Genomic DNA, 13,833 nt, shown 5'->3' with positions numbered 1-13,833 from the left:
CAAAACTCTTTCAGGCGCCGAGCAGCGGCTCGATGCTGCAATCGAGCAGGCGCGGGTCGATCCCCGTCTCCATGCCCGTGAACATCTGGCCCATGTAGTCGATCAAGGCATCGCTCGCCTTGACCGCCTCCTCGACACGGCGGTTCGCAATCGCATTGAGAATACCAAGGTGATGGTCGATCGTTCCTGACAGATCGGCCTGTCCCGGCATGAAGCGGTGATGGATGTAGCCGATGCGGCGATACAGCGTGTGCAGCGGCCGCAGCGTATGCACCAGGAAGGGCTCACCCGCCGCGTCCAAGACCAGCGCGTCGATGCGCCGGTCGATGCTGTTGAATTCATCGAGGGTCAGCGTGGCGCGGCGCTCGCGCAGCACGCGCTCGATATGCAGCGCCTGATTGCGATGCGAGAGGCTGGCGCGATCGGCCGCAAGCCGGATCACGAAGCGCTCCATGTCGCGGCGCAAGGCCAACAGCATGCGCTCACGCGCGAGATCGATCGGGGCGATGTGCAGGCCGTGGCGCGGACGGATGATGATGAGCGTGTCGGCGGAGAGCCGGTTGACGGCGTGATGCACCGGCGTACGGCCGAAGCCGGTGATGTGCTGCAATTCCAGCATGGTCATGAACTGGCCGGGCTTGAGCTCGCAATGAACGAGGAGCTCCTCGATCTTCTGGTAGGCCAGCTCGAAGAAATTGAGACGGTTGCGCCGCGAGGGCCTGCCCTCGCGGTCGCCCTCCGATCTCACCACCTCGAGCGCGCGTTTGCGCCGTGCCATGTTTGCCTCCCGTCGGCCTGCGCGTTCGCTTGCAGGTCGGCGCCTTGTTTGTGGCACCCTTAAAACATGTTGTGATATATTACAAGCAGGCGTAAGACTTCGATCAATTCGCCGCATGCTGCAATGCGGAATGAAAATACCCGGCGAGAGGCGCCTGTTAGGGGAGGAGAGTTGCCGTGAAGATCACGTCGATCGAGACGCTGCGCACCGAGGAATTCTCCAACGTCATCTGGGTCCGCGTCCACACCGACGCGGGCGTGATCGGTCTCGGCGAAACCTTCTACGGCGCAGGTGCAGTCGAAGCGCAGATCCACGACACCTTTGCCGGCCGCCTGCTCGGCCGCGATCCCCTGCACATCGAAGCGATCCACCGCGACATGCTGAACCTGCCGATGGCGCAGTCGTCGACCGGCGTCGAATATCGCGCGGCATCCGCGATCGACATCGCGCTGTGGGATTTGTTCGGCAAGGTCTGCGATCAACCGGTGCATCAGATGCTCGGCGGGCTCTGCCGCGACAAGCAGCGCATCTACAACACCTGCGCCGGCACGCAATATGTCCGCTCCACCAATATCAGCCCGGTCGCAAACTGGAATCTCGGTGCGAACAAAGGTCCCTATGAGGATCTCGAAGGCTTCATGAACCGCGCCGATGCGCTGGCCGAAAACCTGCTGGAGAGCGGCATTTCGGCAATGAAGATCTGGCCGTTCGATCCGGCGGCGCAGGAGAACAAGGGTCTCTACATCACCGCTGCGCAGATGAAGCAGGCGACCGAGCCGTTCGAGAAAATCCGCAAAGCCGTCGGCGACAAGATGGAGATCATGGTCGAGCTCCACTCGCTGTGGAATCTGCCGACCGCCAAACAGATCGCCCGCGCGCTCGAGCCCTACAAGCCGACCTGGTACGAAGACCCGATCCGCATGAACTCGCCGCAGGCGCTGGCCGAATACGCCCGCTCGACCGACGTCTGGGTCTGCGCCAGCGAGACGCTGGGCTCGCGCTTCCCCTACAAGGACATGCTCGACCGCGACGCCATGCATGTGGTGATGGCGGACCTGTGCTGGACCGGCGGCCTCACCGAAGGTCGCAAGATCGCAGCGATGGCCGAGACTTATCACCGTCCCTTTGCGCCGCATGATTGCATCGGCCCGATCGGCTTCATCGCCGCCATCCACATGTCGTTCAGCCAGCCCAACACGCTGATTCAGGAATCCGTGCGCGCTTTCTACAGGGGCTGGTACAATGAGCTCGTCACCACGATGCCCACCATCAAGGACGGCTATGTCTTCCCGATGGAAGGCCCCGGCCTCGGTGTCGACCTTCTGCCTGCCGTTTTCGACCGCTCCGATCTGACCGTGCGCCGCTCCAACGTCTGAGGATTCCAGGATGAGCACCGCCCTCTTCGACCTTTCCGGCCGCACCGCGCTCGTGACCGGCTCCTCGCGCGGGCTCGGGCGCGCCATTGCCGAGGGCATGGCCAAGGCCGGCGCCAAAATCATCGTCAACGGCGTCGATGCCGAGCGCGTGGAGCAGGCGGTGGCCGAATTTCGCGCCGCCGGCCATCCGGCCGAAGGCGCGGCGTTCAACGTCACCGACGAGCCCGCGATCGTCGCGGCCTTCAACGACTTCGACAACAAGGGCATTGCCGTCGACATCGTGGTCAACAATGCCGGCATCCAGCATCGCAAGCCGCTGGTCGAGTTCACAACGGACGAATGGCGCAAGGTGATCGAGACCAACCTCACCAGCGCCTTCGTGATCGGCCGCGAGGCGGCCAAGCGCATGATTGCGCGCAAGCACGGCAAGATCATCAACATCGGCTCGCTCGCCAGCGAGCTGGCGCGTCCCACCATCGCGCCCTACACCGCGGCCAAGGGCGGCATCAAGAACCTGACCCGCTCGATGGCGGTGGAATGGGCCCAGCACGGCATCCAGGCCAATGCGATCGGCCCCGGCTACATGCTGACTGACATGAACGAGGCGCTGGTCAACAACACCGATTTCAACACCTGGCTCATGGGCCGCATCCCCTCCAGGCGCTGGGGCAAGCCCGACGAGCTGGTGGGCGCGGCGATCTTCCTGGCTTCAAACGCTTCCACCTATGTCAACGGCCAGATCATCTACGTCGATGGCGGCATGATCGCCGCGATGTAATCGCGAAAAGAGGAACGGGACCATGCGCGCAGTCGTCATTCACGCCCCCAAGGATCTGCGGATCGACACCTATCCCGACACGGCCCCCGGCCCGGGTGAGGTCCGCGTCAAGATTGCCAATGGCGGGATCTGCGGCTCCGACCTGCACTACTACCATCACGGCGGCTTCGGCGTCGTCCGCATCCGGCAGCCGATGGCGCTGGGGCACGAGATCGCCGGTGTGGTCGCGGCGGTCGGCGACGGCGTGACCGCGGTCAAGGCCGGCACGCGCGTCGCGGTCAATCCGAGCAAGCCGTGTGGCCAGTGCCTGCACTGCCGGGAAGGCATGCGCAACCAGTGCCTCGACATGCGCTTCCTCGGCAGCGCGATGCGCTTCCCGCATGTGCAGGGCGGCTTTCGCGAGTTCATCACGATCGATGCCACGCAGGCCGTGCCGATCGCAGACAAGCTCTCGCTGGCGGAAGCCGCGGTCGCCGAGCCGCTCGCGGTGTGCCTGCATGCCGGCAAGCAGGCCGGCCCCCTGCTCGGCAAGCGCGTGCTGATCACCGGCTGCGGCCCGATCGGCGCTCTGATGATTCTGGTCGCGCGCTTCGGCGGCGCCTCTGAAATCGCCGTGACCGATGTGGCCGACGCGCCGCTCGCGGTCGCCAGGAAGCTCGGCGCCACGCACGCCATCAATGTCGCGACCGATGCCACCGCGCTCGATCCCTGGCGCGCCGGCAAGGGCGTGTTCGACACGCTGTTCGAGGCCTCCGGCAACCAGGCCGCGCTGCGCACCGCGCTCGACGTGCTCCGGCCCGGTGCGACGCTGGTGCAGCTTGGGCTCGGCGGCGAGATGACGCTGCCGATCAACGCGATCGTCGCCAAGGAATTGCAGCTTCGCGGCACCTTCCGCTTCGATCCCGAGTTCGAGCTGGCGGTGCGGCTGATGGGCGAAGGCCTGATCGACGTCAAGCCGCTGATCACGGCGACCATGCCGTTCGAGAACGCAGTCGCAGCCTTTGAACTGGCCAGCGATCGCTCGCAATCGATGAAGGTGCAGCTGACGTTCTGAGGTCGGCCGGCCTCACAGCGGGGCGAAAGCCGTCATGACCTCGCGGGAGACGAAGATCTCGACGCGCTCCCGGCTCCGACATCGAACTGGTCCGCCGGGCGCTGAGCCAGGGAATTTGACGCAGCTCGATCTCGCCGACGCGTGAGCGTCAGGCGAGATAGCGCGTGAGATAGCCTTCCATCGCATAGAGCGCGCAGAGCGCGAGGCTCGACCACACGGCGGCGCTGAAGTACAGGAACATCCAGGTCAGCTCGCCCTTCCAATGCGCGATGTCGTGGGTCACCACCCAGCGCGTCGAGACGTCATGCAGGCCCTCGAGCAAGCCGAGGAACCTGCCGCCCTCTTGATGCCCTGCCCGCCAGCGGCTGAGATACATCGGCACGTCGACGGTGACGAGGAAGGCGAGGAAGCAGGCGATGCCGACGATTCCCGCGATCAGCGCCCAGCGCACAGGCCCCTGGAATTCCGGCATCAGCCGGCACAGCGCGATGCCGGCGAGGAAGAAGGTCACCGCCCACAGGGAGTTCTCGATCGCGTTGAACAGGAAGTTGGTGGTCACCACCGCGTACCAGGAGAAACACTCCGCGATGATGATGACAGGCACGATCACGAGCGCGATGTTCACCGCGGTCTCCGCGCCCGCCATGCGGCCGAGCTGATGCAGGATGATCGCCCATTGCGCGGCGAAGCAGACCTCGGCCACGGTCGCGACGGTGCGGCCGATGAACACGCTCGACAACCAGGTGTCGAACAGGCAAATGCGCTGCACGTCGGCGCGCGGCAGCACCGAACGGAAGGCGCAGCCGAACACATAGCCCGCGCACAGCAGGAACATCAGCCCGATATCCGAACCGCCGACGACACTGCCGGCCACGCTCGGATAGAACTCGCGGTACAGCATGAACCAGACGAGGATATTCGCCGCACTGACAAGCGTCAGGGACCCCCACCACCATGCGAGGGGATTTGACCGCGCCTGCCACCGCAACATGATGAGCTCCGCTGTCGTCGAGATGACATCCAACGGTAGCAATTCTGTCATATATCCATTGTTCCACGCGACAAAAATCTGCGTGACGCCACTGTCATAATTCGCCCGCGCGTTGTCATAATCGCGAACGCGACGACGTTTCGGCGTTTCCGAGAAGATGCCGGGGGCGCTCCGTCGCGGGCCCCCGGGACTCACGCGTTCCTATCTCCTCAGCCCGCCGACATAGGCCGCGAGCTTGTCCAGCGTCTGGTAGCCATATTCGACGGCGCCAAAGCCGATCATGCCGTCGCGCTGCTCGGTGCTCGCCGCCAGCTGCCGCATCATCAGCACGGTCTTGCCGTTGGCCTGCTCGGCAAAGGTGATGGTGAAGCGGAACATGCCGGGGTCGTCGTCCTGGTCGCCGCCGTGGTCCATCTCCATGAAGGATGGCCGCTCGATCCGACGAAAGCGCATGCGGTTCGGATACACGGTGCCGTCGGGGCCGATCATGTTGAAGCGCCAGACGCCGCCGACCCGCACGTCGATCTCGAAGGTCTCGATCTTGAATCCCTTCGGTCCGAACCATTGCGGCAGGTGCTTGGGATCGGACCATGCCTCGAACACCAAGTCGCGCGGCGCGTCGATCACGCGCGACATCACGATCTCGCGGTCCATCGACCATTGCGACAGGGCGGCATTGGCAGCATTCGTCATTGTCAGGTACCTTTCCGTTTGCTTGGCTTGTTGTTGGTCTTCTCGGTCGTCTTCGACGGCCGCTTGGCAGCCGCCCTCTCCTTCCTGAGCTTCATCACATAGGCCTCGAACCGATCGAGCCTTGCCTCCCAGATCGCGCGCTGGTGCTGGAACCAGTCTTCCGCACTGAGGAGCGCGTCCGGGCTGACGCGGCAGGTGCGCACGCGACCCTCCTTCTCCGACAACACGAGACCGCACGTCTCCAGCACGTGGATGTGCTTCATGAGGCTCGGAAGCGCCATGTCGAAGGGTCCGGCGAGCTCACCGACCGAGGCCTCGCCGGCACAGAGCCGCATCACGATGGCCCGCCGCGTGGGGTCGGCAAGTGCTGCGAAAACCTGATCGAGCTGGGATGTTTGGTTAGCCATGCAGCTAACTATAGGACCATCGCGATCCGGCGTCAAGAATTGTTAGCCGACAGGCTAAGTTTTATGGGTTGCACCAAGTGGAACCGACAACGCGCAATCGTGAATTGGACGCCAAGCCCGCCCCGCTAAGATCGTCACCGGGGCCCCATCGCATCATCAGAGAGAACGTGACGTCCGTTGTCATCTCACCGCAAATCACCAGGCGATCCCTCGCCCGCGCCGCTCTTCTGCCCTTTGCGGCGACTTTTGCCGGGCCGCCTCGCGCCTCGGCGGATTCGGACATGATCGCGCAGATGCGCGATATCGTCGCCGCCGAGCTCGCGCCCACAGCGACCCCGGACCATCCGGGCGGCCTCGCCGCCGCGCTGTACGCCGGCGGGCACGTCGAATTCTTCACCTACGGCTTTGCCGACGATGCCACCAAGCGGCCGGTGACGCCGGACACGCTGTTCAACCTCGCCTCCTTGCGAAAACCGTTCGAGGCGGCGCTGGCGGCATCAGGCATCCTCTGCGGCGAGCTGCGGCGCGACGATCCCCTGCCGAAATACCTGCCGGAGCTCACGGGCGACTACGTCCGACACATCACTGTCGGCGAGCTCGCCACGCATACGTCAGGACTGTTGCTGCCGACCGATCACCCGCCCTGGCCTGATGATTCCTACTCGCAGGCGCAATTCATCGAGATGCTCAACGCCTTCGTGCCGCCCCCGGGCATCAGGCCCGGCAAGCAGCGCATCTACAGCCATGCCGGCTATGTGCTGCTTCAGCTGGTGCTCGAGCGCTGCTACCGCACGCCGATCGCGAAGCTGATCGAGAGCCGCGTCCTCACGCCGCTCGGCATGCACGCGACGTTCCTACCCGAGCGCGGAGCGGACAATCGCGCGATCATGGACGAGGCTGCGATGCGGCTGATAGCGCAGGGCTACTCCCACCAGGGCACCGCCATCGGCCCGATCGGCAACCAGCAGAGCTATTTCGATTTCCCCGGCACCGGCCAGATGTTCTCGTCCGCGCGGGACCTCTCCACCTTCGTCGCGGCGAGCGTCGACGGCCGCTCGATCGATCCACACTTGCGCGAGGCGCTGCGGTTGACACAGCGCGAAAGTTTCCGCGTCGACCAGACATTTGAGCAGGCTACGTTCGGGCAAGCCATGGCGTGGGAGACCGTACATCTGCCCGGTGTCACCGTCGTCGACAAGCCCGGCGGCCTCAACAATGCGTCGGGCTATATGGGCCTCGTACCCGCACACCGGATCGGCATCGTGCTGCTCGCCAATCGTGGCGATTATCCGCACGAGATCGCCCGCTACAAGATCCTGCCCGCGCTCGCCCGGCTGGTGGCAGCGCAGTGAATCACCCGCGTTACACCGAGCGCGTCAGTCCGCCGTCGACGCGGATGTTCTGCCCTGTGATGTAGGCCGCGCCGTCGGAAGCCAGGAACGAGATCGTCGCCGCGATCTCCTCCACCTTGCCGTAGCGTTTCAGCGGCACGCTGTCGCGGCGCGCGTCGGTCTGCGGCAGGCTGTCGATCCAGCCCGGCAGCACGTTGTTCATGCGGATGTTGTCGGCCGCATGGGTGTCGGTGAAGATCTTCGTGAAGGCAGCAAGGCCTGCACGGAACACCGCGGAGGTCGGAAACATCGAACTGGGTTCGAACGCCCAGGCGGACGAGATATTGATGATGGCGCCGCCCTTCTGCGCCTGCATCACCGGCAGCACCAGCCTGACCGGACGGATGACGTTAAGCAGATAGGTGTCGAGGCCGAGATGCCACTGCTCGTCGGTAATTTCGGTGATGGCGGCGCGCGGCCCATGACCGGCGCTGTTGACCAGCACGTCGATTCGCCCCCATTTTCCCAGCGCCCCGTCGACGAGGCGTTTCAGATCGTCTTTGGACTTGTTCGAGCCGGTCACACCGAACCCGCCGAGTTCGGCCGCGAGCGCCTCGCCCTTGCCGGAGGACGACAGGATCGCGATGCGGAAGCCGTCGGCTGCGAGCCGCCGCGCGGCCCCAGCTCCCATGCCGCTGCCGCCTGCGGTGACGAGTGCGACTTTCTCTGCTGCCATGACCTGATATCCCTGTGATAGCGTTGAGGCGAGCCCAAGGTTCAGTCGCTATGGCTCAGCCAATCATCAGACCTTCTACAGCCGGACTTGTCCAAAGGTCCATTGCCGCGAGGCCACGCGACATGAGCGATTTGCAGATCCGCAATTTGCGGCCCGACGAGATCTCCGTCGCGATCGACTGGGCTGCGGCCGAGGGCTGGAATCCCGGCTTTGCCGATGCGGCCTGTTTCGCAATCCCTGATGCGCGAGGTTTCTTCGTCGGCGAGATCGACGGCGCGCCAGTCGCAACCGTCTCCTGCGTCACCTACGACGACAGCTTCGCCTTCCTCGGCTTCTACATCGTGCGGCCAGGCTTTCGCGGCAGGGGTCACGGCCTTCGAATCTGGAATGCCGCGATTGCGCACGCGGGCTCACGCGTGATGGGTCTGGACGGAGTCGTGGCACAGCAGGACAATTACAGGAAGTCCGGCTTCCAGCTGGCTTACGCCAATATCCGCTACAGCGGCACCGTTGCCGCGCCGGCGAAGCCGCCCGCCGGGGTTGTTGCGCTCGACACGATCCCATTCGGGCTTGTGCAAGCCGTCGACGCCACCGTCTTCCCTGCCCCGCGCCCGGCCTTCCTGCGCGCCTGGATCAACTCACCTGGACACGTTGGCCGCGCACTCATGCGGGACGGCAAGCTTACCGCGTGGGGCGTGATCCGGCCCTGCCGGACCGGCCGCAAGATCGGCCCGCTGGTAGCCGATGACCGCGCCGCTGCGGAGGCTGTGTTGCAGGCGTTGCTGGCGAGCCCCGGAAGCAACGAGATTGTGCTCGACACACCCGCTGTGAACCGCGATGCTATAGCGCTTGCGGAATCGCTCAAGCTGAAGCCGACATTCGAAACGGCACGAATGTACACTGGACCGATCGCGTCACTGCGGCTCGACCGCGTGTTCGGAGTAACCAGTTTTGAACTGGGGTAGTACCCATTTTGAGTTAGTCCGTTCCGGCTTGAAATTTGTAATCTGCTTCACGTCCCCGCGGCGACGTGCCGTGTATCGTGTTGCATCCGCCGATTTTGTCGGACGGCTCGATCATCATTTTATCGTCGATATTTTATGCGGGAGCATTCATGCCCGAATCCAGAACCAAGGCTCGTTTTTCTCAGCCCACGGCCGATGACACACAGCGCCTCGGAATCGCGGCCGCGTTGGTGCTTGCCGTCGTGACCGCCCTCGGGCTTCATACGCTCGTCTCGGCGCCTGCGATGCGGGAGGCCGCCAGGGCGGAGCTCGCACGTGTCATTGCCGATGAGGATCGGGATGTCTGCGGGCAATTCGGGCTGCGGTCGGAGACGAGCGCATTTGCGGCTTGCAGCCGCGAGCTCGCGAATGTCAGGCGAAAGCAGTCCGACCGCGACCAGGCGGCAGCGGCAGGCATTCCGTAGCGAGCCGTGAAAAACCGTGCGTTGCCTAGTAGCAGCGCGTGATGTTGACGGTGTGCTCGGCACCACCACGGCCGGGTACCGTCACCTGCTCCGTCGGACAACTCGATACATAGGGCCGGTCGGAGGGCACGACGTTCGGCGGGAAACGATGCGCCCAGTCCCAGGGAACGTCGTAGGTGTAGGTGTAGCGAACGTCGTTGGCGACGGGCCCGGCACCGGCGAACGGTTCGCTGTACGCCGCACCGTCGTTGAAGAAGCCGCCGCCGCCCGGCCAGTAGACCCAGGGATTGTTGAAGTTGCGGCCGCGGAACCGCGCGCCCGGCCCGATCGGCGGATGCGCCATCGCGCCGGACCGCACTGCGGCGAACCCGTGGGGGGCGACACCGCCCGGTCGTGCAAAACTGTCGCCGGCGCCAAGGAGCAGCGCGGCTGTGCTGAACGAGGCGAGCAAGGCCCCGTGTGATCTCGACATCATGATACGCACCACACTCGTTTGGCTTCGCGCTCCCCATTGCACGCTAGGCCGGTCCGTCATCCGCCCGCAAACCTATAATTAATTATTGGTTAAGGCACGGGATTAACGGGGAACCGGGTGCGGCGGAACGCCAGGGATATTCGGCGACCATGGCTCAAGATCCGGTGTTGCCTGTCGGGCAAAACACCCCAGCCGTGGGGCAATCCGCGCATCCGAAAATATTCCACTTTACCGAAATTCGGAAACGGCGTATGTGTCGCGGCAACCCGGCCCATGGAAGAGGGGCGTATCGCGATCGTCACGACGCGGGCCGGACGGCGGTGGGCGTGGGCCGCATCGGCGCGAAGGGTTCTGCAGGGCGGGCAACCGTGAGCAAAGCGTCGCGCAAACGACCGGTGTGATCCGCGTACGGCAAAATCGTGTGGTCCTGGCGCCCGGAGTCTGTGCGTCAAGGCTCGTGGTGACGCGTGTGGCCCAACCGGGCCCTCGTGTCAGTCATCTGCGAGCCGACGGGGGCAATAGTGCATCGCTCCCCGGGGAGATCACGACATAAGCCGTCAAACCACTGCGCAGGGAAGGCCGGATGTTTGGGCTTCACCTGTATGCCGCTGTGCAGCCTCTTGTAGCGCAACTAGATCGCACAGTGGACCGCGGGTGCGAGGTCAGCACCCGGTCTTCCCTGCGCCCTCTTTCATCTGAGGGTAGGCGACAAAGCAAAGCTCGGGCGACGTGCCGCGAGGATGCGAAGCTGTGTCTGCAATGAAGATGCGAATCGAAGGAGCGAAGTCGTTGCCGCATACTCCGTCGTTGCAAGCGCAGCGAAGCAATCCAGAAATGTATCCGCGGAGGGATTCTGGATTGCTTCGCTGCGCTCGCGATGTGGAAGCAGATGTGCGCGGAAACTGCGCTCTCGTGCCCCCGGACGCTGCGCAGCACGAAGTGATGCACTGCACAGCCGGGGCCCGTGCGGCAGCGAACTCGATGGCTTTCCTGGGTCCCGGCTCTGCGCAGCAATGCTACGCATTGCAGCGCGTCCGGGACACGAGAGCCTCCCTACCCCGCAATGACAAGTCCGCTGACCTCTCCCCACCTCCTCCACCACTTCTGGCGTGCCGATCCGCTCCTGTAACAAAACTGTCGTACTGCAAAACTAAACGATTGCTCGGGGGCCGCGGTTCGGCGGCCGAGCCGCTTCGTCGCTAGGAGATTTTGATGCGCCGTTCACTGGTGTTGCTGTCAGCCGGACTGACAGTGCTGTCCACCGGATTTGCCTTCGCCGAGAACAACACGCCCCGCAACCTGATCCTGTTCATTCCCGACGGGCTGCGCGCGCTGAAGATCACCCCCGAAACCGCACCCGCCATGGCCGAGGTGCGCGACAAGGGCGTGAACTTCAAGAACTCGCACTCGCTGTCCCCACCTTCACCATGGCCAACGGCTCGGCGATGTCGACCGGCCATTATCTCGGCGACACCGGCGTGTACTCCAATACGATCTGGGCCAACTACATCTCAGGTCCGGCCGGCGACACCGTGGTCCCCTTCATCGAGAACGACGCCGTCCTCGGCGACATCGACGAGCATTTCAAGGGCAACTATCTCAACGAAGAGACCGTTTTGAAGATGGCCCGCGACAAGGGCCTCAGCACCGCGGCAATCGGCAAGGTCGGCCCCACCTATCAGTGGGACCACACCGATCATCCGGAGAAGACGGGCAAGCACTCGATCATCATCGACGATTCCACCGGAGGCAAGGCCGGCGTCGCGCTGTCGGACGAGATGAAGGACGCGCTGACCAAGGCAGGTCTCGCCCTCACCGCTCCCGGCCGCGGCGACAACGGCAAGGCGGGCGATGCCAGGACGCCCGGCACCACCACGGCCAATTTGGTGCAGCAGGCCTATTTCGCCGACGTCGCCACCAAGGTGGTGCTGCCGATGTTCAAGGCGCGCAACAAGCCGTTCGTGCTGGTGTTCTGGTCCCGCGACCCTGACGGCACCCAGCACAACCAGGGCGACAGCCTCAATCAGATCCTGCCCGGCATCAACGGCCCGAGCACGATGGCGAGCATCAAGAACGCCGACAACAACCTCGCCCAGATCCGCAAGGCGCTGGACGAGCTTGGGCTCGCCGCCAACACCAACATCATGATCCAGGCCGACCACGGCTTCTCGACCATCTCGAAAGAGAGCAACACCAGCCCCTCGGTCAGGATCAGCTATGACGACACGCCGAAGGACTTCTTGCCGATGGGCTTCCTGGCGATCGATCTTGCGAAAGCGCTCGACCTGCCGCTGTTCGACCCCAACGACAAGAACGCGGCCGTCACCGGCAACGCCCATCCGAAGGCCGGCAACGGCGTGCTCGGCAAGGATCCGACCAGGCCCGATCTCGTCGTCGCCACCAATGGCGGCTCGGACCTGATCTACCTGCCGAACAAGGACAAGAAGCTGGCGGCCAGGACGGTGAAGGCGCTGCTGGAGCAGGACTACGTCTCGGGCCTGTTCGTCGACGACCAGCTCGGCCGCATCCCCGGCACCCTGCCGCTGTCGAGCATCAATCTGCGCGGCAAGGCGGCGACGCCGACGCCTGCGATCGTGGTCAACTTCCGCTCCTATGCCAGCGAATGCGGCGAGGCGCCGACCAATTGCTCCGTGCAGGTGGCCGATACCGTGCTGCGCCAGGGCCAGGGCATGCACGGCAGCTTCAGCCGCGGCGACACCTACAACTTCATGGCTGCGATCGGTCCGGACTTCAAAGCCGGGTTCGTCGACGAGCTGCCGGTCAGCAATGCCGACGTCGGCATGACCGCGGCCCAGCTTCTCGGCCTGCGCGGCTCGCAGAATGGCGGCCTGGTCGGCCGGGTAATGTCGGAAGCACTGCCCAACGGCCTCGTGCCGAAGGCGTACAAGGCGGTCGAGAAGTCGAAGAAGAAGTCCGAGAATGGTCTGGAGACCGTGCTCAACGTCCAGCGCGTCGGAAGCCAGCGCTATTTCGACGCCGCCGGATTCCCGGGCCGCACGCTGGGCCTCGAGCCTGAAGCCGGCAAACAAAAAACGGCGGGGCAATAGCCCGCCGCTTCATTCGCGCCCTCAATGAGGGCGCGAAAGCTTCAATCACATGCCAATGTCGAAGACGTTAGGCAATTGGCCCGCCAGAGGCAGCGCGGTGGCGCCCAGGAAGGTCGCCACCATCGCCATCAGGCGACGATTGTTGTGGCGCTTGCCGCGCATCTGGCCGGCGATCCATTCCAGCATCTCGCTGTTGACCTTGGAGGCATAGGATGGCGCCCAGCTCTCGATGTCGGTGTCCTGAGCCAGCGCGACGCTGCGCGGGGGCACCTTCAGCCCTGAGGCGCTCGCTGCGTAATGGGCAACGGCCTTGGTGAGCAAATCGTCGAACCGGCCGCCATCGGCACGTTCGGTCGCGGCTTCGTTGATCTCGAACAGCGCCTCGGCTTCGGCGCGGCTGATCGGCTGGTCGTTGACGGCGGTGGCGGTCAGGATGCGGGCGCACCAGGCGGCATCATCGGAATCGAGCGACCGGGAAAAGTGCACCCTTCCCTTGGTGGTCGGACCTTCGCCCGTGATCACGCCATCGCGCACGACGGAAAGCGCATGGGCCGCGGTATCGCGGCAGGACGGTTCGAGGGAGGGCGACTCAACGGACTTCAGCAGTGCGGCAGACATAGTTCACTTCCAGATTTCTTCTGATCGACCAGCATTTTCATGCGGGCGTAAAGGGGTGGTTAATGATTCGATATGCGGATCGCGACATTTCTCAATGGT

At 64.2% G+C, this 13,833-nt stretch carries 14 protein-coding genes and 1 pseudogene; 7 read left to right on the top strand and 8 right to left on the bottom strand.

The genetic code is table 11. The annotated features are described in order from the left end of the window. Window positions 1–10 precede the first annotated feature (10 nt). Complete coding sequence (locus ACVWZ4_RS26920; protein ID WP_456704019.1) at window positions 11–778, bottom strand: GntR family transcriptional regulator; 768 nt, start codon at window positions 776–778, stop codon at window positions 11–13. Window positions 779–954: 176 nt separating this feature from the next. Between ACVWZ4_RS26920 and ACVWZ4_RS26915 the strand changes: the two genes are divergently transcribed. Genes ACVWZ4_RS26915 through ACVWZ4_RS26905 form a run of 3 tightly spaced genes read left to right on the top strand, consistent with a single transcriptional unit; the run spans window position 955 to window position 3,986 of the window. Continuing rightward, window positions 955–2,154, top strand: a complete 1,200-nt coding sequence (locus ACVWZ4_RS26915) for a mandelate racemase/muconate lactonizing enzyme family protein (protein ID WP_456741530.1) — start codon at window positions 955–957, stop codon at window positions 2,152–2,154. A gap of 10 nt (window positions 2,155–2,164) precedes the next feature. After that, window positions 2,165–2,932, top strand: coding sequence for an SDR family oxidoreductase (locus ACVWZ4_RS26910; protein ID WP_456704021.1), 768 nt, complete (start codon window positions 2,165–2,167; stop codon window positions 2,930–2,932). 22 nt (window positions 2,933–2,954) lie between these two features. Continuing rightward, on the top strand, window positions 2,955–3,986 hold the full coding sequence (locus ACVWZ4_RS26905; RefSeq protein ID WP_456704022.1) for an L-idonate 5-dehydrogenase: 1,032 nt from the start codon (window positions 2,955–2,957) through the stop codon (window positions 3,984–3,986). A 148-nt stretch (window positions 3,987–4,134) separates the two neighbouring features. Here ACVWZ4_RS26905 and ACVWZ4_RS26900 read toward each other — a convergent pair whose 3' ends face one another. The 3 genes from ACVWZ4_RS26900 to ACVWZ4_RS26890 all read right to left on the bottom strand — a co-directional run bounded on the left by ACVWZ4_RS26900 (window position 4,135) and on the right by ACVWZ4_RS26890 (window position 6,077). Beyond that, window positions 4,135–4,977, bottom strand: a complete 843-nt coding sequence (locus ACVWZ4_RS26900; protein ID WP_456741529.1) for a hypothetical protein — start codon at window positions 4,975–4,977, stop codon at window positions 4,135–4,137. A 201-nt stretch (window positions 4,978–5,178) separates the two neighbouring features. Continuing rightward, a complete protein-coding gene (locus ACVWZ4_RS26895) occupies window positions 5,179–5,670 on the bottom strand; it encodes an SRPBCC family protein (protein WP_456704023.1) in 492 nt (163 codons plus the stop codon). A gap of 2 nt (window positions 5,671–5,672) precedes the next feature. Then, window positions 5,673–6,077: an ArsR/SmtB family transcription factor gene (locus ACVWZ4_RS26890; RefSeq protein ID WP_456741528.1), complete on the bottom strand. Its 405-nt coding sequence runs from the start codon at window positions 6,075–6,077 to the stop codon at window positions 5,673–5,675. 281 nt (window positions 6,078–6,358) lie between these two features. On the opposite strand from ACVWZ4_RS26890, the gene ACVWZ4_RS26885 reads away from it, so the two are divergent. Beyond that, the gene (locus ACVWZ4_RS26885; protein ID WP_456741527.1) at window positions 6,359–7,429 is read left to right on the top strand and encodes a serine hydrolase; all 1,071 of its coding nucleotides are present in this window, start codon (window positions 6,359–6,361) and stop codon (window positions 7,427–7,429) included. Between the two features lie 10 nt (window positions 7,430–7,439). On the opposite strand, the gene ACVWZ4_RS26880 is transcribed toward ACVWZ4_RS26885, so the two are convergent. Then, window positions 7,440–8,144, bottom strand: coding sequence for an SDR family oxidoreductase (locus ACVWZ4_RS26880; RefSeq protein WP_456741526.1), 705 nt, complete (start codon window positions 8,142–8,144; stop codon window positions 7,440–7,442). A gap of 122 nt (window positions 8,145–8,266) precedes the next feature. Between ACVWZ4_RS26880 and ACVWZ4_RS26875 the strand changes: the two genes are divergently transcribed. Then, on the top strand, window positions 8,267–9,109 hold the full coding sequence (locus tag ACVWZ4_RS26875) for a GNAT family N-acetyltransferase (protein ID WP_456741525.1): 843 nt from the start codon (window positions 8,267–8,269) through the stop codon (window positions 9,107–9,109). Between the two features lie 77 nt (window positions 9,110–9,186). Continuing rightward, the gene (locus ACVWZ4_RS26870) at window positions 9,187–9,573 is read left to right on the top strand and encodes a hypothetical protein (RefSeq protein ID WP_456704028.1); all 387 of its coding nucleotides are present in this window, start codon (window positions 9,187–9,189) and stop codon (window positions 9,571–9,573) included. A gap of 25 nt (window positions 9,574–9,598) precedes the next feature. Here the strand turns inward: ACVWZ4_RS26870 and ACVWZ4_RS26865 are convergent, their stop codons facing one another. After that, window positions 9,599–10,048, bottom strand: a complete 450-nt coding sequence (locus ACVWZ4_RS26865) for a hypothetical protein (RefSeq protein ID WP_456704029.1) — start codon at window positions 10,046–10,048, stop codon at window positions 9,599–9,601. A gap of 1,199 nt (window positions 10,049–11,247) precedes the next feature. Beyond that, complete coding sequence (locus tag ACVWZ4_RS26860) at window positions 11,248–11,445, bottom strand: hypothetical protein (RefSeq protein WP_456790519.1); 198 nt, start codon at window positions 11,443–11,445, stop codon at window positions 11,248–11,250. Here ACVWZ4_RS26860 and ACVWZ4_RS26855 point away from each other — a divergent pair. Next, window positions 11,351–13,116, top strand: a pseudogene (locus tag ACVWZ4_RS26855) (alkaline phosphatase family protein). The gene ACVWZ4_RS26860 and the pseudogene ACVWZ4_RS26855 sit on opposite strands and share 95 nt — an antisense overlap. Window positions 13,117–13,161: 45 nt before the next feature. Here ACVWZ4_RS26855 and ACVWZ4_RS26850 read toward each other — a convergent pair. After that, the gene (locus ACVWZ4_RS26850; RefSeq protein WP_456704031.1) at window positions 13,162–13,734 is read right to left on the bottom strand and encodes a hypothetical protein; all 573 of its coding nucleotides are present in this window, start codon (window positions 13,732–13,734) and stop codon (window positions 13,162–13,164) included. Window positions 13,735–13,833 lie beyond the last annotated feature (99 nt).

The sequence above is a fragment of the Bradyrhizobium sp. USDA 4472 genome, from assembly GCF_054058595.1.
This window is presented reverse-complemented; position numbering and strand designations above follow the sequence as displayed.

What these genes read in the sequence shown, in the direction of transcription:
- ACVWZ4_RS26850 (WP_456704031.1), bottom strand. Translation starts at nt 13,734, where the DNA reads ATGTCTGCCGCACTGCTGAAGTCCGTTGAGTCGCCCTCCCTCGAACCG.
- ACVWZ4_RS26890 (WP_456741528.1), bottom strand. Translation starts at nt 6,077, where the DNA reads ATGGCTAACCAAACATCCCAGCTCGATCAGGTTTTCGCAGCACTTGCC.
- ACVWZ4_RS26900 (WP_456741529.1), bottom strand. Translation starts at nt 4,977, where the DNA reads ATGTTGCGGTGGCAGGCGCGGTCAAATCCCCTCGCATGGTGGTGGGGG.
- ACVWZ4_RS26875 (WP_456741525.1), top strand. Translation starts at nt 8,267, where the DNA reads ATGAGCGATTTGCAGATCCGCAATTTGCGGCCCGACGAGATCTCCGTC.
- ACVWZ4_RS26865 (WP_456704029.1), bottom strand. Translation starts at nt 10,048, where the DNA reads ATGATGTCGAGATCACACGGGGCCTTGCTCGCCTCGTTCAGCACAGCC.
- ACVWZ4_RS26880 (WP_456741526.1), bottom strand. Translation starts at nt 8,144, where the DNA reads ATGGCAGCAGAGAAAGTCGCACTCGTCACCGCAGGCGGCAGCGGCATG.
- ACVWZ4_RS26895 (WP_456704023.1), bottom strand. Translation starts at nt 5,670, where the DNA reads ATGACGAATGCTGCCAATGCCGCCCTGTCGCAATGGTCGATGGACCGC.
- ACVWZ4_RS26885 (WP_456741527.1), top strand. Translation starts at nt 6,359, where the DNA reads ATGATCGCGCAGATGCGCGATATCGTCGCCGCCGAGCTCGCGCCCACA.
- ACVWZ4_RS26920 (WP_456704019.1), bottom strand. Translation starts at nt 778, where the DNA reads ATGGCACGGCGCAAACGCGCGCTCGAGGTGGTGAGATCGGAGGGCGAC.
- ACVWZ4_RS26910 (WP_456704021.1), top strand. Translation starts at nt 2,165, where the DNA reads ATGAGCACCGCCCTCTTCGACCTTTCCGGCCGCACCGCGCTCGTGACC.
- ACVWZ4_RS26905 (WP_456704022.1), top strand. Translation starts at nt 2,955, where the DNA reads ATGCGCGCAGTCGTCATTCACGCCCCCAAGGATCTGCGGATCGACACC.